1 protein-coding gene is annotated in these 320 nt (G+C 66.2%); it reads left to right on the top strand.

Going from position 1 to position 320, the window contains the following annotated elements; genetic code table 11:
- On the top strand, positions 1 to 320 hold a 320-nt coding region (locus tag ACLJNW_RS24045), incomplete at both ends, for a hypothetical protein (protein ID WP_410961197.1).

The raw sequence follows: 320 nt of genomic DNA on the forward strand, positions 1-320 counted from the left end.
GCCGACTGGCGCGGCCTGCCGGAGCGCCTCGGCGACAAGCTGGCGCCCCTGATCGGCGCGCGCGCCGGCGAAGTGGTGATCACCGACACCACATCGATCAACCTGTTCAAGGTGCTCAGCGCCGCCCTACGGATCCAGGAGGAAGACGCGCCAGGGCGCAAGGTGATCGTTTCCGAATCGAGCAACTTCCCCACTGATCTGTACATCGCCGAGGGCCTTACCGACATGCTCCAGCGCGGCTACCGGCTACGCCTGGTAGATGACCCGGAGCAATTGCCGGCGGCGATCGACGCGGATACCGCGGTGGTGATGCTCAGCCA

This window comes from Salmonella sp. SAL4457 (genome assembly GCF_046548235.1).
Classification (GTDB): domain Bacteria; phylum Pseudomonadota; class Gammaproteobacteria; order Enterobacterales; family Enterobacteriaceae; genus Salmonella; species Salmonella enterica.